Source organism: Aeromonas piscicola, assembly GCF_000820005.1.
Lineage (GTDB): Bacteria > Pseudomonadota > Gammaproteobacteria > Enterobacterales > Aeromonadaceae > Aeromonas > Aeromonas piscicola.
In genome coordinates this window covers 26,814-45,458 of record NZ_CDBL01000015.1, presented here as the reverse complement: position 1 = coordinate 45,458, position 18,645 = coordinate 26,814, and the positions used below count along the sequence as shown (strand labels likewise).

Below are 18,645 nucleotides of genomic sequence, written 5' to 3'. Positions count from 1 at the left end.
GGAATAAATAACCCGGACTCCACGGCAAGAGATCAACAGCCTGATTAATGTTAAAGCACAGGTAAATGACACTGGATCTCATCGTCAGACCTGAGAGGCATTATGCCCAAAGGCGGTACGGCATGATCGGCACTCGATAGCGACACAAGATGGCGCCACGTCCGATATATCCCACCTAAATTGGAAATAATACAAGCTTATTGATAATGATATCTTTTTCAAGCCCAGTACTATATCAAGACAATTTTACCGAAACTATACCGCAAAGACTGAATTTCATCTAATAACCCTCTGTTTTTTTGACGAAATTTGATCGCTCACTCAATACATCCGGCAAGGGAAAAAGGTCGTCCCAGGCTGTGCCCCTGAGCGCCGGAGCGAGCCAGTTCACTAGCAATACCGGCCATGGCTGTCCAGCGATTCTCGCACCAGACCGGCGCCAACAGGGTCGGACGGCGAGCCGAGGCCGAGATGCGGTGATAGACCACCTCGGGTGGCGTGTGCTGGATCATGGCCACCGCCGCCTCCACATATTGCTCCAGGGTCAGCACCTCAAGTCGACCCGCCTGCCAGGCCTTGCCGAGGGTACTCCCCTCCACCACGTGCAGCGGGTGCAGCTTTATCCCCTCCACGCCCGTCTCCACTATGCGGTGCAACGTATTCAGGCTGTCCATGGGCACTTCACCGGGCAGGCCGACGATCAGGTGGGCGCAAACCTTGATGCCACGCCGATGGGCCCGTTCGACCGCATCGGCATAGGCTGCATAGCCGTGCCCGCGATTGATACGCTGCAAGGTTTTGTCATTGGCGCTCTGCAGCCCCAGCTCCAGCCATACCTCATAGCCACGGGCCTGATAGCCGGCCAGCAAGTCCAGCACAGCATCCGGCACGCAATCGGGGCGAGTGCCGACACACAAGCCCACCATATCGCTGACCGATAGCGCCTCTTCATACATGCGCTGCAGATATTCAACCTCTGCATAGGTGCTGGTATAAGCCTGAAAGTAGGCGAGGTAGCGCTTGGCACGGGTCACTTCATCCCGGCGCGCCAGCAGTTGTTGCACCACGGAGAGCTGCTGGGCCGACTCGTCGGCAAAAGAGGAGACATTGCAGAAGGTACAGCCACCGCGGCCCAGGGTGCCGTCCCGATTGGGGCAGGTGAAGGCGCCGTGAATGGAGAGTTTGTGGATCTTCTGGCCGTGGCGTTGCTTGAGATCCTGACCGAATGTATTGACGAGTTCGTGTAACTGCATGACACCTCCGCTAAAGGAGCGCCATTGTACGAGCTTGCACAAACAGGGCGCTGAGCTGGATCAAGGGAGGCGAGGGTCAGAAAACATATAAATATTCACCAATATTTGGATAAATATCTGCAAGTGGGTAGTTATTGACGCTTTCGAAACCCGTCAGCTAAAAACAGCGCCTGGGCTACAACCGAATAACGGCCAGCTAACCACCTGTTGAGCAATGAAATTTGCCTCGTAGCCCCGTTGGCGACAAATGCAAGACTCGGGGTGCGTAATTGTGATCGCCACCTCTCACTGACCGGATAGATTGGTAAAATTACTACAAATCCCCGTCCCCACTGAGTCAACCAACAAACCCCAAGATATCAGTATTAAATACCGCAAAAACAAAAACAGCCAGAGCAATAGCCAATTCAAGCCCCATATACACCCGCACCCCGACATTTTGTTATGACTTTGTAATATTGAAAACAGCCGGGATGTCCAATTGACCTTGCCGAAAAATCCCATTAGTTTGGAGATTCGCCACGTCAGGCGGACGGAACCACAAGAGCCAATCGCAATTTATGCAATTTGCGATGCAAGGCCGAGCAAGGGAGAAATGCAATGTCACTATATGATCCAAAGCTGGAGAGGGATAACTGTGGCTTCGGCCTGTTGGCCCACATGGAAGGTGAAGCCAGCCACAAGCTTGTCCGTCTCGCGATGTCAGCATTGGCTCGCATGCAGCACCGCGGCGGCATCTCCGCCGACGGCAAGACCGGCGATGGCTGCGGTCTGCTGCTGCAAAAACCGGACAGCTTCTATCGCGCGATCGCCGAAGAGAAAGGATGGCATCTGGGCCGCAACTATGCGGTCGGCATGCTTTTCCTGAATCCGGACCCCCTGTTGGCCCAGGCCACTCGCGACATCATAGATGAGGAGCTGGAAAGAGAGACCTTGAGTCTGGTTGGTTGGCGCAAGGTGCCCATCGATACCAATGTGCTCGGTCCCATTGCCAAAGCCTCCCTGCCAAGCATCGAACAGGTCTTTGTCAACGCGCCCCCCGGCTGGGTCGACAAGGATCTCGAGCGCCGCCTTTATATAGTGCGTCGCCGCATCGAGAAACGCATCAGCGACGACTACTTCTACGTGGTCAGCCTCTCCAACCTGGTCACAGTCTACAAAGGACTGTGCATGCCAGTGGATTTGCCGCGCTTCTACCTGGATCTCGCCGACATTCGCATGCAGGCCGCCATCTGCGTGTTCCACCAACGTTTCTCCACCAACACCAGCCCGCGCTGGCCGCTGGCCCAGCCGTTCCGCTACCTGGCCCACAACGGCGAGATCAACACCATCGCCGGCAACCGCCAGTGGGCCAAGGCGCGCAGCTACAAGTTCGCCACCCCGCTCATTCCGGATCTGCAAGAGGCCGCCCCCTTCGTCAACACCACGGGCTCCGACTCCTCCAGCCTCGACAACATGCTGGACTTGTTCCTGGCCGGTGGCATGGACTTGTTCCGCGCCATGCGCCTGCTGATCCCGCCTGCATGGCAAAAACACCCGAACATGGATGACGACCTGCGCGCCTTCTATGACTTCAACTCCATGCACATGGAGCCCTGGGATGGCCCGGCAGGCATCGTCATGACAGATGGCCGCTACGCCACCTGCGCGCTGGACCGCAACGGCCTGCGCCCTGCACGCTATGTTATCACCAAGGACAAGTTCATCACGCTGGCCTCCGAAGTGGGCACCTGGGATTACACCCCGGACGAGGTGCTGGAGAAGGGCCGGGTCGGCCCGGGCGAGCTGTTTGTGGTGGATACCCGCAACGGCAAGGTGTGGACCAGCTTCGAGATCGATGACGATCTCAAGAGCCGTCACACCTACAAGCAGTGGATGGACAAGCATTGCAAACGACTGGTGCCGTTCGAGCAGATGGACGACGCCAGTACAGGCGCCCGCGAGTTCTCGGACGACCAGCTCAAGACTTATCAGAAGCTGTTTGGCTACTCCTACGAGGAGCTGGATCAAATCATCCGCGTACTCGGCGAGAACGGCCAGGAGGCGGTGGGCTCCATGGGGGACGACACCCCGATGGCGGTGCTCTCCTCCAGCCAGCGCACCCTGTATGACTACTTCCGTCAGATGTTCGCCCAGGTGACCAACCCGCCCATCGATCCGCTGCGTGAAAACCACGTCATGTCGCTGGCCACCTGTATCGGCCGCGAGCAGAACGTCTTCAACGAGACCTTCGGCCACGCCCACCGGGTGCTGTTCCAGTCGCCGATCCTGCTCTACTCCGACTTCCATCAGCTGCTGGCGCTGGAAGGGGAACACTATCGTCATGCGGTGCTGAGCCTCAACTACCAGCCAGAAGAGGGACTGCAAGGGGCGCTGGAGCGGCTGTGCAACGACGCTGCCGACAAGGCGCGCGGCGGTACCGTCCTGCTGATCCTGTCGGATCGGGACGTCAGCGCCAATACCCTGCCCATTCCAGCTGCCATGGCGGTGGGCGCGGTGCAACGCACCCTGGTCGACAACAACCTGCGCTGCGACGCCAACATACTGGTGGAGACCGCCAGCTGTCGCGATCCGCACCACTTCTCGGTGTTGCTGGGCTTTGGTGCCACCGCCATCTACCCCTATCTGGCCTATGAGACCCTCGCCAAACAGGTCGAGGAAGGCGTGCTCAAGATGAGCCTGCGCCAGGCCATGCTCAACTACCGCAACGGCATCAACAAGGGGCTCTACAAGGTGATGTCCAAGATGGGCATCAGCACGGTCGCCAGCTACCGCTGCTCCCAGCTGTTCGAAGCCGTGGGCCTCTCCAGCGCCGTGGTCGCCATGTGCTTCCGGGGCGTCTCCAGCCGCATTCAGGGCGCCGATTTTGCCGATATCCAGCAGGATCAGCTCAATCTGGCCCGTCAGGCCTGGCTGCAACGCAAATCCCTCACCCAGGGCGGCCTGCTCAAGTTTGTCCACGGCGGCGAGTACCACACCTACAACCCGGACGTGGTACAGACCCTGCAAACCGCGGTGCGCTCCGGCGACTACGCCGATTACAAGGAGTACGCCCGTCTGGTGAACGAGCGCCCAGTCTCCACTCTGCGTGATCTGCTCGCCCTGAAGAAGGTCGATAACCCGGTCCCGCTGGATCAAGTCGAGCCCGCGGCCAAGCTGTTCCCCCGCTTCGACTCCGCCGCCATGTCCATCGGCGCGCTGGGCCCTGAGGCCCATGAGGCGCTGGCGGTGGCCATGAACCGGCTCGGCGGCAAGAGCAACTCGGGCGAGGGTGGCGAAGATCCCAAGCGTTTCGGCACCGAAAAGAATTCGCGCATCAAGCAGGTGGCCTCGGGGCGCTTCGGCGTCACCCCCCACTACCTGATGAACGCCGACGTGGTGCAGATCAAGGTGGCTCAGGGCGCCAAGCCCGGTGAAGGCGGTCAGCTGCCCGGTGACAAGGTGACGGCCCAGATCGCCAAGCTGCGTTATTCCGTGCCCGGCGTGACTCTTATCTCGCCGCCGCCGCACCACGACATCTACTCCATCGAGGACTTGGCCCAGCTCATCTTCGACATCAAGCAGATCAACCCGGACTGTCTGGTGTCGGTGAAACTGGTCTCCGAGCCCGGCGTCGGTACCATCGCCTGCGGCGTGGCCAAGGCCTATGCCGACTTCATCACCGTCTCCGGTTATGACGGCGGTACCGGCGCCAGCCCGCTGAGTTCGGTCAAATATGCCGGCTCCCCCTGGGAGCTGGGTCTGGCTGAAACCCAGCAAGCGCTGGTGGCCAACGGCCTGCGCCACAAGGTGCGGCTGCAGGTGGATGGCGGCCTCAAGACGGGTCTGGACATCATCAAGGCAGCCATCCTCGGCGCCGAGAGCTTCGGTTTTGGCACAGGCCCCATGGTGGCGCTCGGTTGCAAATACCTGCGCATCTGCCACCTGAACAACTGCGCCACCGGCGTTGCCACCCAGGATGAGAAGCTGCGCCGCGAGCACTTCACCGGCCTGCCGGAGATGGTGATGAACTACTTCCAGTTCATCGCCGAGGAGACTCGCGAGCTGATGGCCCAGCTGGGGGTGACCCAGCTGACGGATCTCATCGGTCGCACCGATTTGCTGGAAGCCCTGCCAGGCCTTACCGCCCGTCAATCCAAGCTGGATCTCTCCGGCCTGCTGGCGAGCCCGGTGGCACCGGCAGGCTCCAGCCTGTTCAGCCAGCAGCACAACCCCACCTTCGACAAGGGTCCGCTCAACCTCAAGATGGTGGAAGACCTGCTGGAGGCGGTCGAGCACAAGTCTGGCGGCGAATTCCGCTATGACATCCGCAACACGGATCGCTCCGTGGGTGCGCGCCTGTCTGGCGAGATAGTCAAACGCCACGGCAACCAGGGCATGGCGGCCGATCCGGTGAAGGTGCACTTCAACGGCACCGCAGGCCAGAGCTTCGGCGTCTGGAACGCGGGTGGCCTCGAGATGATACTCACGGGTGACGCCAACGACTACGTGGGCAAGGGCATGACAGGCGGCAAGCTGGTGGTCAAACCCCACGTCGGCGTGGCGTTCAAGTCCCACGAGGCGGCCATCATAGGCAACACCTGCCTCTACGGCGCCACCGGCGGCAAGCTCTACGCCGCAGGCACGGCGGGCGAGCGCTTCGCGGTGCGCAACTCAGGCGCCCTGGCGGTGGTTGAGGGGATTGGCGACAACGGCTGTGAATACATGACAGGCGGCATAGTCACCATACTCGGCACCACGGGCGTCAACTTCGCGGCAGGCATGACGGGCGGTTTCGCCTACGTGCTGGACGAGTGCGGCAACTTTGCCAAGCGCACCAACCCCGAGCTGGTTGAACTGCTGGACGTGGCGGATCTCGCCATCCACCAGGAGCACCTGCGCGGCATCATAACGGCGCACCTCAATGAGACCGGCAGCTCGCGCGCCGAGGAGATCCTGGCCAACTTCGACTCTTATGTGCCCAAGTTCAGGCTGATCAAACCCAAGTCCAGCGACGTCAAGTCCCTGCTTGGCCACACCAGCCGTTCCAGTGCAGAACTCAGAATCCAGGCGCAATAAGGAGGGAACCCTATGAGCCAGAACGTATTCCAGTTTATCGATGTCCAGCGGGTCGACCCGCCCAAGAAGCCGCTCAAGATCCGCAAGATCCAGTTTGTAGAGATCTACGAGCCCTTCAATCAGGCCCAGGTCGGCATGCAGGCGGATCGCTGCCTCGACTGCGGCAACCCCTATTGCGAGTGGAAGTGCCCGGTGCACAACTACATCCCCAACTGGCTGAAACTGGCCAACGAGGGGCGCATCCTGGAGGCGGTGGAGCTCTCCCACCAGACCAACAGCCTGCCGGAAGTGTGTGGCCGCGTCTGCCCGCAAGACAGGCTGTGCGAAGGGGCTTGCACCCTGAACGATCGCTTTGGCGCCGTCACCATAGGCAACATCGAGAAATACATCACCGACAAGGCGTTCGAGATGGGCTGGCGCCCGGATCTCTCCAAGGTGATCAAGACAGACAAACGGGTCGCCGTCATAGGTGCGGGCCCGGCCGGACTGGCCTGCGCCGACGTGCTGGCGCGCAGCGGTGTCAGCGCCGTGGTGTTTGACAAGTATCCGGAGATCGGTGGCCTGCTCACCTTCGGCATCCCCTCCTTCAAGCTGGAAAAAGAGGTGATGCAGCGTCGGCGCGAGATCTTCGAGGGCATGGGAATCGAGTTCCGCCTCGAGACCGAGGTGGGCAAGGATGTCACCTTCGCCGACTTGCTCGGTGAGTTCGATGCCGTCTTCCTCGGGGTCGGCACCTACAAGTACATGAAAGGCGGCTTCGACAACGAGACGGCCCCCGGGGTGTATGACGCCCTGCCCTACCTCATCTCCAACGCCAACCGGCTGCTGGGCTTTGAGAAGGCACAGGCCGATTACATCGACTTCGCCGGCAAGCAGGTGGTGGTGCTCGGCGGCGGCGATACCGCCATGGACTGCGTCCGTACCGCCATCCGTCAGGGCGCCGACAAGGTGATCTGCGCCTACCGTCGCGATGCCGAGAACATGCCGGGCTCCAAGCGGGAAGTGAAGAACGCCCAGGAGGAAGGGGTGGAATTCATGTTCAACCTGCAGCCGGTCGGCGTCGAACTCGATGCCCATGGCCGCACCTGCGGCATCAAGGTGGTGAGCACCGAGCTCAGTGCGCCCGATGCCAATGGCCGTCGCAATCCGGTGGTGATCGCGGGTTCCGAGCAGGTGCTGGCTGCCGATGCTGTGGTGATGGCGTTTGGCTTCCAGCCCAACCCCCAGCCCTGGATGGCGGAGTACGGCATCGAGCTCGACAGCCGGGACAGGATCAAGGCCCCCGAGCAGGCCGAGCATGCCTTCCAGACCAGCAACCCCAAGGTGTTCGCCGGTGGCGATGCGGTGCGCGGCTCGGATCTGGTGGTGACCGCCATCTACGAGGGCCGCAAGGCCGCCGAAGGGATCATGGACTACCTGGCAGTTTAATCTGCCGTCCAAGGCTTCCCCAAGCAAACAGCCCCGCATCTGCGGGGCTGTTTCTTTATGTGGCTGCCGCCCTGGCAAGCGCCGCTAGATGCTCCAACTCTCCGGCAACCGCTCGGTCAGGGTGGAGATGTACTCAAAGGTACGTGCCCGCTTGGGAGTGGTGAACATCTGGCGCGCACTGCCCGCCTCCACCACCTCGCCGGATTCCAGAAAGATCACCTGTTGCGCTATCTGGGCTGCGAGGCGCAGGTCGTGGGTGGCGATCAGCATGGTGGTGCCTTCACGGGCCAGCTGGCGCAGCACGGCCACCACCTCGAGCGCAAGTTCGGGATCCAGCGCCGAGGTGGGCTCGTCACAGAGCAACACCTTGGGCGCCGGTGCCAGGGCTCTGGCGATGGCGACTCGCTGTTGCTGGCCGCCGGAGAGGGTAGCGGGCACCGCCTCGGCCTTGTGCCTGAGTCCCACCTTGTCGAGCAACGCCAAGCCACGCGCCTGCGCTTTCGCCTTGGGCCACTTCAGCACTGTCACCAGCCCCTCCATCACGTTTTCCAGCACCGTCATGTGCGGGAACAGCTGGAAGTTCTGAAACACCATGCCAGTCTGCTGACGCAGGCTCAGCACGCTCTGGCGGGACAGGTGGTGGGCAAAGTCGAGCTCGCTCCCTCCCAGCACCAGCTGCCCCGCATCCGGTCGCTCCAGCAGGTTCACGCAGCGCAGCAAGGTGCTCTTGCCGCTGCCGGAGGGGCCTATCAGGGCGGTGACGCTGCCTGCGGCCATGGCAAGGTCTATCCCCTTGAGCACCCGCTGCCCGCCAAACTGTTTCTCGATGCCGCTCAATCGGATCATAGGGCAAGCTCCCGGGTCTCTTTGTGGGTCAGTCTACGCTCCAGCCTGTTTTGCAGGGTGGAGAGTACAGAGCTGAACAGCAGGTAGATGATGGCCGTTTCTATGTAGAGAATGAGCGGCTCATAGGTGACGGAGGCAAGTCGCTGGGCCGCCTGAAACAGCTCGGGCACAGTCACCGCCGCCGCCAGCGAGGTGTCCTTGACCAGCGAGATGAAGGTGTTGGAGAGCGGCGGCACAGCGATACGTGCCGCCTGTGGCAGGATCACCCGCCACATCACCTGGGGCCAGTTCATGCCGATGGAGTAGGCCGCCTCCCACTGCCCTTTCGGGATCGCCGCCAGGGTGGCGCGGATGATCTCCGAGCTGTAGGCACCTATGTTGAGGGTGAAGCCGATGACGGCGGCGGTAAAGGCATCCAGCACAATGCCGGCGCTCGGCAGGCCGTAGAAAATCAGAAAGAGTTGCACCAGCAGCGGCGTACCCCGAATAAGCCAGACATAAAAACGGACCAGTACAACCAGCGGGGTGGGGCCATATAACCTTGCCAGTGCCACCAGGAAACCGAGCAATATTCCCAATACGAAGGTGATCAGGGTCAAGGGCACGGTAAAAATAAGCCCCGCACTGAGCAGGGGCCAAAAAGAGTCGATCATTAACTGTAACCAAGCCGGCACGTTAATTCCCTCGATTGTTATTATGTTGTCGCAATATTATTGCGAGACGTCGGTGCCAAAATATTTAACCGATATTTTTTGATAGCTGCCATCCTGTTTCGCGGTGCGCAGCGCCTGATTGATGGCGGCCAGCAATTCGGGTTGCCCCTTGGCGAGCAGCACGGCAGATTGATCCCCCTTCGCCTCGGTCGCCGCCACCTTCAACTTGGCATCCGGCTTCTGCTTCTTGAAGTCCAGGAAGGAGAGACTGTCGTTGATGGTCGCATCCACCCGCCCGGTCAACACCAGCGCCAGCGACTGGTTGAAACCCTCTGTAGCCACCACCTCGGCCCCCGACGCCTTGGCCAGCTGGGCGAAGTTGCTGGTCAAGGACTGGGAGGATTTTTTACCCTTCAGATCCGCAAAGCTGTTGATGCTTTTGTTGTCGCTGTGCACCACCACGACTGCCTTGGAGGTGATGTAGGGATCTGAAAAGTCATACTTTTTCAGCCGCTCCGGGGTGATAGCCACTTCGTTGAGCACCAGATCGTAGCGTTTGGCATCCACCCCGGCGATGAGCCCGTCCCACTTGCCTTCGACAAACTCCGGCTTCACTCCGAGACCGCTTGCAATCAGCTCGCCAATCTCAACATCAAAACCCACCAGCTTGCCGCTCTTGTCGTGATAGGTGAACGGAGGATAGGCCCCTTCCGTGCCGATCTTGATCACCCCGGCGCTATGGATGGCGGCGAGGCTGGATTGGGCCTCGGCCGATGTCATCAGAGCCAGCGGAAGCGCCGCCAGCAAAAACAGGGAGCGTACTTTTTTCATGATCCACCTCGTTATATTTATAAATATCCAGAACGCTTGCCAAATAAAAATATTGGCGCCATGCAATCATTATTTTCCAACCCTGAATCCATAGCCGGCTGATTAATTTCATTCGCTGCAATATCAAAGATTAATTCTGCGGGCTATCGGCATGGACAAAACATAACGCGGACCATTCCATTGCCAAACAATGAAATGTGGGGATATTTAGCGAAATAATGGATAACGAGGATGGATGAGAGTAAGGCAACAACACAAAATAATCATTTCCCCAGGGCGGCATGGCTCACCCTGGGGGCCGGGATCAGGCGAGTTGCGACTCCCGGGGGATCGGGGTCACCCAGGGACGACGCCAGTGGGGGGCCTCGTAGAGATCGGGCCAGAACTCGGTCTGGTGCAGGATGGCATTCCCGCTCACCGTGTGAAAGGTGATGGCGCGGGCATGCACCAGGCCATCGGTGATCAACACCTCGGTCACCACCTCCCGCCCCTGCTCCATCAGCCGGACCACCTCAAAATTCCAGGGGCCCGCCGCCGGATAGCGGCGGTTGACCTCGATGAAGTTGCAGCGCCCCGCAATCCGCTCACCGGACTGCGGCCAGTCACAGACATAATCCTCACACAACCACCTGGCAGCCTTGGCAAAATCGTTGCTCTGCATGGCCTGCCAATAGGCCTCTACCACAGCTCTTGGTTCCATGGTCTTGAATTCCATGCTCACTCTCCCTACAGACGCACCACCAGCCACTCCCCCTTGCCCACCGGCACCAACGTGCTCTGGAAGGCCGGATCGCGCTGCACCTCACTCATCCACTCGGCCATCTCGTCCCAATGGGAGATGGCGTTGTCCACCACCAGCAGGCCACGAGGGGCCAGCAGGCGCCGGATCTGCGGCCACCAGGCCCGATAGTGCTGACGATCTGAATCCAGGAAGACCAGCTGATAACCTTCCGTCGGCAGCTCGGCCAGCAGGGCCCCCGCCTCGCCCGCCAGCTGGGTGATCCAGGGGCCTAGGCCGGCGCGCTGGAAGTTGGCAGCAGCCATGACCCGCTTGCCCTCATCAAGCTCTATGGTGGTGACCCGGCCATCGAGCCTGCGTACCGCCTCGGCCAGCCAGAGGGTGGAGTAACCGTTGGAGGTGCCTATCTCCAACACGGCGTCTGCCCCCCTGGCCTGCACCAGTACAGCCAGCAGTTCGCCGGTATCGCGGGTGATGTTGAGCATCTTGCTGCCACGGGCCTGCTGCTGGCTGTCGTTGTATTCGCCAAACTGCTCCAACTCCCGTTTAAGCTGTTCCAGTGCCATGTCTCCTCCTTGATGGTTAAACGAGTCGGCCCTGTGCATGGCATGGTTGGGTCGACGCTCATGTTCATCATGTTGCTGATCACTCGTCGGACGGCGGCGCATCCCCCAGCAGATAGCGAGGGCCGGCGCCCTGTCTTGCGGCCTGATCATCCGGGTTGTAAAGGGCGCAGTGCTCGAGCGACAGGCAACCGCAGCCGATGCAGGAGGTGAGCTTGCCCTTGAGCTGCAGCAGAGCCTCGATGCGCTGATCGAGCAGCCCCTGCCACTGGCTGGCGATCTGCTCCCAGTCGCGACGATCCGGTGTGCGACCATCGGGCAAGCCGGCGAGGGCATCGGCAATGTCGCCAAGGCTCAGTCCCATCCCCTGCGCTACCCGGATGAAGGCGATCCGGCGCAGCGCATCCTGCGGATAGAGGCGCTGGCCGCCTTCGCTACGCACGCTGCGAAGCAGCCCCTTCTGCTCGTAAAAACGCAAGGCACTGGCGTTGACGCCGGAGCGCCTGGCTATCTGGCCTATGGCTAACCACTTGCGATCCGTATCCATCCTTGACCTCAAGTTAGCTTTAACTTGCACAATCCTGTCTCCCTTAATGAAAGGAGTCAAACGATTATGCATCATCTTCATCGCCTGCTCGATGCCAACCGTGCTTTTGCCCTCAATGGCCGGGGCACCACCAACCACTGCCCGATGGCGCTGCATGCCCTGCACGAGATGGGAGCCAGCCCCCGCCAGCTGCAGCATTTCTTCGATCACTGGCAGGCAACCCATGCGCTGCCGAGCGGGGAAACAAGTCAGGGGGAGGATGAAATCAGCTTCGTTAGGCTGCGTCAGCAACTGACAACGCGGCTTGCCACCCAAGGCTGGCAGCCCACCTTTGCGACACTGCTGACGCGCCGGCTTTCCCCTGCGGGAGGGGCCTTTCACCCCCTGATCCGCTTCGCCTGCGCCCTGGAAAATGGCCATCTGGGGGAGCAGGCCGCCGCGCTGGCTGCCTGGCAGTGCCGCCCCCTGATACTGCCCGCCGGAGAGGCCGCCCCCAGCCGAGATATCGTCAGTCTGCTGGCTGGGGTATCCGGACAGTGGGAGGGTGCGAGCTGGCAGGGCGAGTGGATAACGGGTCGATTGCAGCAGGTGGCAGAGGCGCCGCGCTGGCCGGGCACACTGCCCCGCTCACTCGTCGAGTCGTCGGCAGTATTCGCCCAGCTGGCAGAGATCGCCCGGCAGCTCTATTGGCAGACCGGCAATTTCACCGTGTTGCACATGGTGACCGGCAGTAGGGCCGCCGCCCTGGTCGCGCGGCAGTTGCCCGGCGAGTGGCAAGCGCCGTGGCAAACCCTGATGTGGCAGGCGGTGGCGGCGGCTTATATCACGGTCGGGGCGCCCGCGTTGCGTTCCCGGCGCTGGCCAGACGTTTCAGGGCTGGATTGGCAGAAGGTGTTGCCACTGGCGCTGGCCAGCTTGGACGATCATGTGATCAAGCTGGTGCACTGCTGCTGGCGGGAACGGGACATATCGCCTCGTTATCTGGCGGTAGCGGCGCGCGCTGTGGGGCTGCTGGATGCGAGCAACGGCAAGGCGTGTCAGCTCGCCTAGTGCGCAGCCAGGCGACTGAAGCTGATGGCTGGGCAACGCGGGGCAACCCCCTGAGTCAGGGTCAAGGGCTGAGTACGATAGCTGAGGTGATAGAGGCCTGGGCGCGACAGATCGTAGACCTGGGTCAGATCCGCATCCGCCTGGCTCTGCTGGCCCGGCCCCAATATGAAGAAATCCTCGGCCGCAGGAGCACCACGCTTGGCGAGCGGCCCCTTGTAGGCCAGCGGCTGGTTATCCAGGGTGAGTTCGATGGCATCGGCAAACCAGCCCTCGAACGGGGTAAACCAGCTCAGCACTTCGAGCGGCCCCTCCCCCTTGTTGGTCAAGGTCATCACCAGAGGCAAGGGCTCGTCCACCCGGCTGTGTGCCTTGACCGACAGCTCGCACTGCAGGGGGGCGAGTGCAAGGGTCGTGAGCAAGAGTGTCATCATGGTGCCTCCTTCAACATCAAACAGGGGCCTCGCGGCCCCTGTCAGCGGATCATTTTTCGCTCGGGGTATTCTCGGCGAAGTATTCGTGGTTGTCGGCGTTGTTGAGCGCCTTGACCGGATCCGTCTTCGCCAGATTGCGGGCATTGGCCTGACCGTAACCCAGATCGTCGGTGCCCGCCACCACGGTGAAGTGGCTCAACTCATGGACTATGGTGCCGGCACGGGAGTCGGTCCCGGTGACGGGCGCCGTCCAGAAGCTCTTGCACAGATAGACCTTGTAGGGCTGATCCGGGTAGACGTAGGCAAAGTAGCTCTGCTTGCAGCCGCAGTCGAAGGTGAGCGGCTTGTTGCCGATGGCATCCTTGATCTTGCTGAAGTGCCCCTCGGCCTGATCCCAGCGGGAGGCGTCATAGGCGCCAAACCAGCTGCGATAACGCTGGCCATCGGGCTTGTCCACCGCCAGGTAATTGCTGGAGTTGTTGCTGATGCCGCTGGCGGCATCGAGCGCGGCCAGAATGTCACTCTTCTGGGTGTTGCTGCAGCGGCCGCTGAAGCTGACCGAGGCGGTGACGGCCTGAGGGTCGGCGGCGGCTACCTTGGCCTGGACTCGCTCATCGTTCACCCCCTCCACCCACAGGGTGATGGCGTTGGACTCGCTCGCCTGGGCCTGTTTGGCCTTGGCGGCCTTCGCCTCCTGCGGTACGGTCGGCAGCTGATAGCGGATGCTGTACTGACCCTGGGCGCTCATGTCATAGAGACCCGACACCTCCGCCTGCACCGTCAGGCTCTGGCCGGCCTTGAGCAGCTGGAAGTCCTTGTCGGTCGGCGCCGCCCGCTTGATCAGGGCCCCCTCGTAGCTGACCGGCTGGCCATCCCGTTCCACCAGGAACAGGGGCGCATCTTCGCTGCCCGGCAATTGCCACTTGAGCAGTCGGATCGGCTTGTCACCCGTGTTGGTCAGCGTCAGGTAGACGCGCACATCGTCTGTGCTGCCATCCACCAGGGTGAGTTGGGCGTCGAGCCCTGCGGCGCAGAGCGGAGAGGCCAGCACACCGGCCAGCAGCAGGGCAATGGGAGTCGCTTTCATCATGTTTCCTCATTCATTGAGTATCGCCATCAGGCGGTTTGCTTCCTTAAGGCCCTCTTTGGGGCCAACTCACCCTAGAGCAGAAATTTTCCGCCACCATCCCACCATATGGGGGATGCCCCCCATCAGAGGGGAAAGAGGAGGGAATCGCCCGATGCGACAAATCGCCCGCGACAAGAACTGGGCACGCCAGCCCTCATCCCACTTGCTCCTGACCCTCCTCTTCTTGCCTCCCCGGCGTCCCCATCGCAGCTCGCCGCGCATAAAAAACCCCGGCGCCAGGCCGGGGTTTGGAAACTGCAGGGGAAGAGGCTCACCGTCAGGCTTTCGCCTCGGCCAGCAGCGCCAGCGCGGGCTGCAGGTTGGCCGGCACCAGACAATACGCCTTGTGGTGCTTGACCAGTGTGGTCTTCTTGTTGCCCTGGCTCAGCAGCAGACCGTGGCGAAAGGCCGCCTCGGCCAGCTGGGTTTCATCACAGCGCGCATAGAGGGTCAGCGGCTTGACAAGCTCCCCCTGGACCAGGTGCTCGCCATATTCGCGGCTGGAGATGACCAGGCTGGATTGGCCCTGCCCCTGCAGGCGCAGCTTGGCGCTCACCTCGCTGTCGGTAAACACTAACCAACCCGCACTTTCCAGCTCGGCCAGCATGGCGGCCAGCTTGGTGCCGAGCTGTTGGGAGTCGGCCTGCGTGCGAGCGTACTGGAAGGCGATGCGCTCCAGCAAGCCCTTGAGATCGGCGCCAGCCCCCAGGGTGCGGCCCTGCTGGATCCAGCCTTTCAGATCCTCCATCACCAGCCGGGAGAAACGCTTCTCCTTGAGGGAGTCCGCCATCCAGGTACAGAGAAAATGGCTCTCCTGGGCCGGGGTGCGCTTGCCCGCCTTCTGCTCGGCGGTACGCGCCAGCTCGGCAAGGCTCTGGGTGGCCATGTCGAGCAGGGCCTGATTGTAGTTGGGAAGGGTCATCACGGATCCTCAGAGAGACGGGCGGGCCAGAGGCCGGGTCATCAACAGCATAAAGGCGCCAGTGGCGCCTTTATATACAAAATCGCCCCTCCCGGTCTGCCCTGACAAGGGGAAGGCCCGGGCGGGGTTGGGCGCGCTTACTTCGGCTGACGCGGCTTCTTCATTGCCGCCAGACGCTTGAGGCGCTGGCCCTGCAGCTTGGCCTCGGCCATGGCCTGGGCGGCGGCGTTGTCATCGCGCTGGGGGCGCTTGCCGAAGCGACGACGCTCCTGCAACTGCTTGATCAGCTCGTCACGGTTGCCCACCTGGTAGCCCGGCACCATGACGCGACGGATCTTCTGGCCGATCAGCGCCTCGATCTCGAGCAGGGTGCGCTCTTCTTCGCGGCTGACGAAGGAGATGGCCATGCCGCTCTTGCCGGCGCGGCCGGTACGACCGATGCGGTGCACGTAATCTTCGGCTAGGAACGGCAGATCATAGTTGACCACGTACTGCAGATCCGGGATATCCAGACCACGGGCGGCCACTTCGGTGGCGACCAGCACCCGCACCTTGCCTTCGGTGAATTCGCGCAGGGCGCGGCGACGGCTGCCCTGGGCCTTGTCGCCATGTACCACGGCGGACTTGATGCCATCCAGGTTCAGTTCGGCCACCAGCTCGTCACAGCTTTCACGGGTACTGGCAAACACCAGTACCTGCGGCCAGTTCTGCTTGCCGATGAGCTCGGAGAGCAGCTCGCGCTTGCGCTTCTGCTCTACCGGATAGACGGTGTGAGTAACGGTATCGGCGGTGGAGTTCTGCTTGTTGACGCTGATGATCTGCGGCTTGTCCAGCATGACGTTGGCCAGCTTCTTCACCCCGTCGGAGAAAGTGGCGGAGAACAGCAGGTTCTGGCGCTCCTTGTTGACCGCTTGCAGGATCTGCTGCACATCGGCGCTAAAGCCCATGTCGAGGATGCGATCCGCTTCGTCCAGCACCAGACACTCGACGCCGGAGAGGCTGAGGTTGCAGGCGGTCAGGTGCTCCAGCAGACGACCCGGGGTCGCCACTATGATGTGAGCACCCGCTTTCAGCTTCTTGGCCTGCACATCCTGCTTGCCGCCGCCAACGAGCGTCAGTACGGTAACATCCAGGTACTTGGCAAAATCATTGATGTTGCTCGCCACCTGGGCTGCCAGCTCGCGAGTCGGGGTCAGGATCAGCACACGGGCGTTGGACGGTTGCAGCTCGGCCGGCTTGTCCACCAGGCGCTGCAGTATCGGCAGGGCGAAGGCGGCAGTCTTGCCGGTCCCCGTCTGGGCGCTGGCCAGCACATCGAGACCGCGACGGATAGTCGGGATCGCCTGGCGCTGCACAGGGGTCATCTCCTGATAACCGCAATCTGAGACAGCACGCAAAATCTCGGGGGCAAAATCGAACGATTCAAATCTCATAAATTGGGTTCCTGTGTTCCAGCTGGGCTGTGTTTGGCTTGCGGCTCGGCGTAGGCGAGGCGGAGGTTGATACCACCGGTGGCTGCGTCCGACATCAAGTCAGAAAGTGAGCCGGAAAATGGCGGGCGCGAAGTGTAACAGATAGGCATCACAAATTCTGCCTCAAATGACCTGAGTTTTTATCCTGCTGCCAAAACGCGCCGACCGGGGGAAAAGCCAGGCTGACACGGGCCGGCGCCGCCCTCCCCCCTGGGCACTCAGGCGTCAGGCAACCTTAGTCCCGGTTTGCATCATCTGCCTGAAAATCACGCTGAAACAGACACATGCGAATGGCGGTGCGATATTTGCCATCGATGAAAAACTCCTCTTTCAGCTCCCCCTCCGGCGCGAACCCCAGCCCCTGATAGACGTGGATCGCCTTGGCGTTATCCCGATCGACGATGAGATACAACTTGTGCAGGTTCAACACGTTGAAGGCGTACTTCATCCCCTTCAGGGTCGCCGTCTTGGCATAACCCAACCCCTGATAGGCGGGAGCTATGATGATCTGGAATTCGGCGCGGCGATGAATACTGCGAATATCCACCAATTCCACCAGCCCGACCTGGGTGCCGGCCACCTCCAGGATGAAACGGCGCTCGTGCTGATCGTGGATGTGCTTGTCATAGAGCTGGGCCAGCTCCATGTAAGCCTCGTAAGGCTCCTCGAACCAGTAGCGCATTATGCTGGCGTTGTTGTTGAGCTGATGCACGAATTTCAGATCCTCTCGCTCGAGGGGACGAAGGCTCAGGGTGTCATGACATGACATAAGGTACCTGCTTGAAGGTTGATGGGCGACCCTGGCGGCCCGCTCGGGGTCGTGCCAGGGTCAGGTGAACATTCACAAGCAACACGCGGGGCGGTCTTGGCCGCCCGCAGCCGATCAGCGGATGCGATTGGTCGGGCGCTTGAGCAGCCGGATGGCGATGGCCGCCATGGCGATGACGAACAGACCGAGGGAGGTCACCAGCAGACACTTGGTCATCAGCTCGTGATACTGGACAAACGCGGGGGCCGCCATCACGAACTTGCCCACCAGACTCAGCAGCAGGGCCCAGAGGAAGGCGCTGGCGAAGCTTGCCATCATCACCCGCGGCAGATGCAGGCGCGAGACCCCCATCAGCATGGGCGTCAGCACCCTGACGAAGGGCACGAAGCGGGAGGAGAACATGGCCCAGAAGCCATAGTTGTGCAGCAGACGCGAGGCCCGTGGCAGGCTGCCGTCCGGGATCATCCGCTCCACATGGCCCATGAAGGAGGTGCCGTGCAACGCATGGCCCTGCAGATAGGCGATCAGGCTGCCAAGGCCGGCAGCAAGCGGCATGTAAATCAGTGTAACTTCGGGGCCGAGCACCCCCATTCCCACCAGACCACCGGCCAGCAGCACCAGACTGTCACCGGGCAGGGGCAAAAAGACGAAGCTTGATTCGAGAAAGAGGATCACCACCAGGCAGGTGACGAGCAGGCCCACCGCCTGCATCTGGATCAATTGGTCAAAGTCCTGTTGCCATATGGCAAGCAGCATATCCTGCATCTGGTGACTCCCATCAACGTCAGTGAGTATCCATCCCGGGGGACCCGATGGCCCCCAGTGCGGCAGACCCTCCCTGTCGCCATGCCCCTTCTCTCCCTGAGGGATGCCCGTTATACACCCTGCCAAGTGAACAAGAAATTAATGCAGGTCACGGATAGTGGAGATAATCGGCCTGACGCGACGAAAGTT

The 18,645-nt window shown here is 61.2% G+C and carries 16 protein-coding genes; 3 read left to right on the top strand and 13 right to left on the bottom strand.

The features are described from left to right. Positions 1-317: 317 nt before the first annotated feature. Positions 318-1,253, bottom strand: a complete 936-nt coding sequence (gene mnmL / locus BN1128_RS03170; RefSeq protein ID WP_042866258.1) for a tRNA modification radical SAM protein MnmL/YtqA — start codon at positions 1,251-1,253, stop codon at positions 318-320. A gap of 600 nt (positions 1,254-1,853) precedes the next feature. Here mnmL and gltB point away from each other — a divergent pair. Further along, on the top strand, positions 1,854-6,311 hold the full coding sequence (gene gltB, locus BN1128_RS03165; RefSeq protein ID WP_042866256.1) for a glutamate synthase large subunit: 4,458 nt from the start codon (positions 1,854-1,856) through the stop codon (positions 6,309-6,311). 12 nt (positions 6,312-6,323) lie between these two features. Next, positions 6,324-7,739, top strand: a complete 1,416-nt coding sequence (locus BN1128_RS03160; RefSeq protein ID WP_042866254.1) for an FAD-dependent oxidoreductase — start codon at positions 6,324-6,326, stop codon at positions 7,737-7,739. Between the two features lie 84 nt (positions 7,740-7,823). On the opposite strand, the gene BN1128_RS03155 is transcribed toward BN1128_RS03160, so the two are convergent. The 6 genes from BN1128_RS03155 to soxR form a co-directional block, all read right to left on the bottom strand. Further along, complete coding sequence (locus BN1128_RS03155; RefSeq protein WP_042866253.1) at positions 7,824-8,585, bottom strand: amino acid ABC transporter ATP-binding protein; 762 nt, start codon at positions 8,583-8,585, stop codon at positions 7,824-7,826. After that, complete coding sequence (locus tag BN1128_RS03150; RefSeq protein ID WP_244464552.1) at positions 8,582-9,238, bottom strand: amino acid ABC transporter permease; 657 nt, start codon at positions 9,236-9,238, stop codon at positions 8,582-8,584. The genes BN1128_RS03155 and BN1128_RS03150 overlap by 4 nt, the downstream gene beginning before the upstream one ends. Positions 9,239-9,295: 57 nt before the next feature. After that, complete coding sequence (locus tag BN1128_RS03145) at positions 9,296-10,069, bottom strand: amino acid ABC transporter substrate-binding protein (protein ID WP_042866249.1); 774 nt, start codon at positions 10,067-10,069, stop codon at positions 9,296-9,298. A gap of 304 nt (positions 10,070-10,373) precedes the next feature. Beyond that, positions 10,374-10,784 carry a nuclear transport factor 2 family protein gene (locus BN1128_RS03140; RefSeq protein ID WP_042866248.1) on the bottom strand — a complete coding sequence of 137 codons (411 nt, stop codon included), beginning with the start codon at positions 10,782-10,784 and terminating at the stop codon, positions 10,374-10,376. An 11-nt stretch (positions 10,785-10,795) separates the two neighbouring features. Continuing rightward, a complete protein-coding gene (locus BN1128_RS03135) occupies positions 10,796-11,374 on the bottom strand; it encodes an O-methyltransferase (RefSeq protein ID WP_042866245.1) in 579 nt (192 codons plus the stop codon). Between the two features lie 79 nt (positions 11,375-11,453). After that, positions 11,454-11,918, bottom strand: coding sequence for a redox-sensitive transcriptional activator SoxR (gene soxR / locus BN1128_RS03130; RefSeq protein ID WP_042866242.1), 465 nt, complete (start codon positions 11,916-11,918; stop codon positions 11,454-11,456). A gap of 66 nt (positions 11,919-11,984) precedes the next feature. Between soxR and BN1128_RS03125 the strand changes: the two genes are divergently transcribed. Continuing rightward, positions 11,985-12,968 carry a questin oxidase family protein gene (locus BN1128_RS03125; protein WP_042866239.1) on the top strand — a complete coding sequence of 328 codons (984 nt, stop codon included), beginning with the start codon at positions 11,985-11,987 and terminating at the stop codon, positions 12,966-12,968. Here BN1128_RS03125 and BN1128_RS03120 read toward each other — a convergent pair. The 6 genes from BN1128_RS03120 to BN1128_RS03095 form a co-directional block, all read right to left on the bottom strand. Beyond that, entirely contained in the window at positions 12,965-13,399 is a 435-nt protein-coding gene (locus tag BN1128_RS03120; RefSeq protein ID WP_042866237.1) for a hypothetical protein, read from the bottom strand. The genes BN1128_RS03125 and BN1128_RS03120 overlap by 4 nt on opposite strands. A 49-nt stretch (positions 13,400-13,448) precedes the next feature. Next, entirely contained in the window at positions 13,449-14,489 is a 1,041-nt protein-coding gene (locus BN1128_RS03115) for a M35 family metalloendopeptidase (protein WP_042866236.1), read from the bottom strand. 316 nt (positions 14,490-14,805) lie between these two features. After that, the gene (locus tag BN1128_RS03110; RefSeq protein ID WP_042866235.1) at positions 14,806-15,450 is read right to left on the bottom strand and encodes a DUF2913 family protein; all 645 of its coding nucleotides are present in this window, start codon (positions 15,448-15,450) and stop codon (positions 14,806-14,808) included. A 137-nt stretch (positions 15,451-15,587) separates the two neighbouring features. Next, the gene (locus BN1128_RS03105; RefSeq protein ID WP_042866233.1) at positions 15,588-16,883 is read right to left on the bottom strand and encodes a DEAD/DEAH box helicase; all 1,296 of its coding nucleotides are present in this window, start codon (positions 16,881-16,883) and stop codon (positions 15,588-15,590) included. Between the two features lie 274 nt (positions 16,884-17,157). Continuing rightward, positions 17,158-17,691 (bottom strand): spermidine N1-acetyltransferase, encoded by a 534-nt coding sequence (gene speG / locus BN1128_RS03100; protein WP_042866231.1) that lies wholly within the window; start codon positions 17,689-17,691, stop codon positions 17,158-17,160. 114 nt (positions 17,692-17,805) lie between these two features. Then, the gene (locus BN1128_RS03095; RefSeq protein WP_042866228.1) at positions 17,806-18,456 is read right to left on the bottom strand and encodes a DedA family protein; all 651 of its coding nucleotides are present in this window, start codon (positions 18,454-18,456) and stop codon (positions 17,806-17,808) included. Positions 18,457-18,645 lie beyond the last annotated feature (189 nt).

What these genes read in the sequence shown, in the direction of transcription:
- mnmL (WP_042866258.1), bottom strand. Translation starts at nt 1,253, where the DNA reads ATGCAGTTACACGAACTCGTCAATACATTCGGTCAGGATCTCAAGCAA.
- gltB (WP_042866256.1), top strand. Translation starts at nt 1,854, where the DNA reads ATGTCACTATATGATCCAAAGCTGGAGAGGGATAACTGTGGCTTCGGC.
- BN1128_RS03160 (WP_042866254.1), top strand. Translation starts at nt 6,324, where the DNA reads ATGAGCCAGAACGTATTCCAGTTTATCGATGTCCAGCGGGTCGACCCG.
- BN1128_RS03155 (WP_042866253.1), bottom strand. Translation starts at nt 8,585, where the DNA reads ATGATCCGATTGAGCGGCATCGAGAAACAGTTTGGCGGGCAGCGGGTG.
- BN1128_RS03150 (WP_244464552.1), bottom strand. Translation starts at nt 9,238, where the DNA reads ATGATCGACTCTTTTTGGCCCCTGCTCAGTGCGGGGCTTATTTTTACC.
- BN1128_RS03145 (WP_042866249.1), bottom strand. Translation starts at nt 10,069, where the DNA reads ATGAAAAAAGTACGCTCCCTGTTTTTGCTGGCGGCGCTTCCGCTGGCT.
- BN1128_RS03140 (WP_042866248.1), bottom strand. Translation starts at nt 10,784, where the DNA reads ATGGAATTCAAGACCATGGAACCAAGAGCTGTGGTAGAGGCCTATTGG.
- BN1128_RS03135 (WP_042866245.1), bottom strand. Translation starts at nt 11,374, where the DNA reads ATGGCACTGGAACAGCTTAAACGGGAGTTGGAGCAGTTTGGCGAATAC.
- soxR (WP_042866242.1), bottom strand. Translation starts at nt 11,918, where the DNA reads ATGGATACGGATCGCAAGTGGTTAGCCATAGGCCAGATAGCCAGGCGC.
- BN1128_RS03125 (WP_042866239.1), top strand. Translation starts at nt 11,985, where the DNA reads ATGCATCATCTTCATCGCCTGCTCGATGCCAACCGTGCTTTTGCCCTC.
- BN1128_RS03120 (WP_042866237.1), bottom strand. Translation starts at nt 13,399, where the DNA reads ATGATGACACTCTTGCTCACGACCCTTGCACTCGCCCCCCTGCAGTGC.
- BN1128_RS03115 (WP_042866236.1), bottom strand. Translation starts at nt 14,489, where the DNA reads ATGATGAAAGCGACTCCCATTGCCCTGCTGCTGGCCGGTGTGCTGGCC.
- BN1128_RS03110 (WP_042866235.1), bottom strand. Translation starts at nt 15,450, where the DNA reads ATGACCCTTCCCAACTACAATCAGGCCCTGCTCGACATGGCCACCCAG.
- BN1128_RS03105 (WP_042866233.1), bottom strand. Translation starts at nt 16,883, where the DNA reads ATGAGATTTGAATCGTTCGATTTTGCCCCCGAGATTTTGCGTGCTGTC.
- speG (WP_042866231.1), bottom strand. Translation starts at nt 17,691, where the DNA reads ATGTCATGTCATGACACCCTGAGCCTTCGTCCCCTCGAGCGAGAGGAT.
- BN1128_RS03095 (WP_042866228.1), bottom strand. Translation starts at nt 18,456, where the DNA reads ATGCAGGATATGCTGCTTGCCATATGGCAACAGGACTTTGACCAATTG.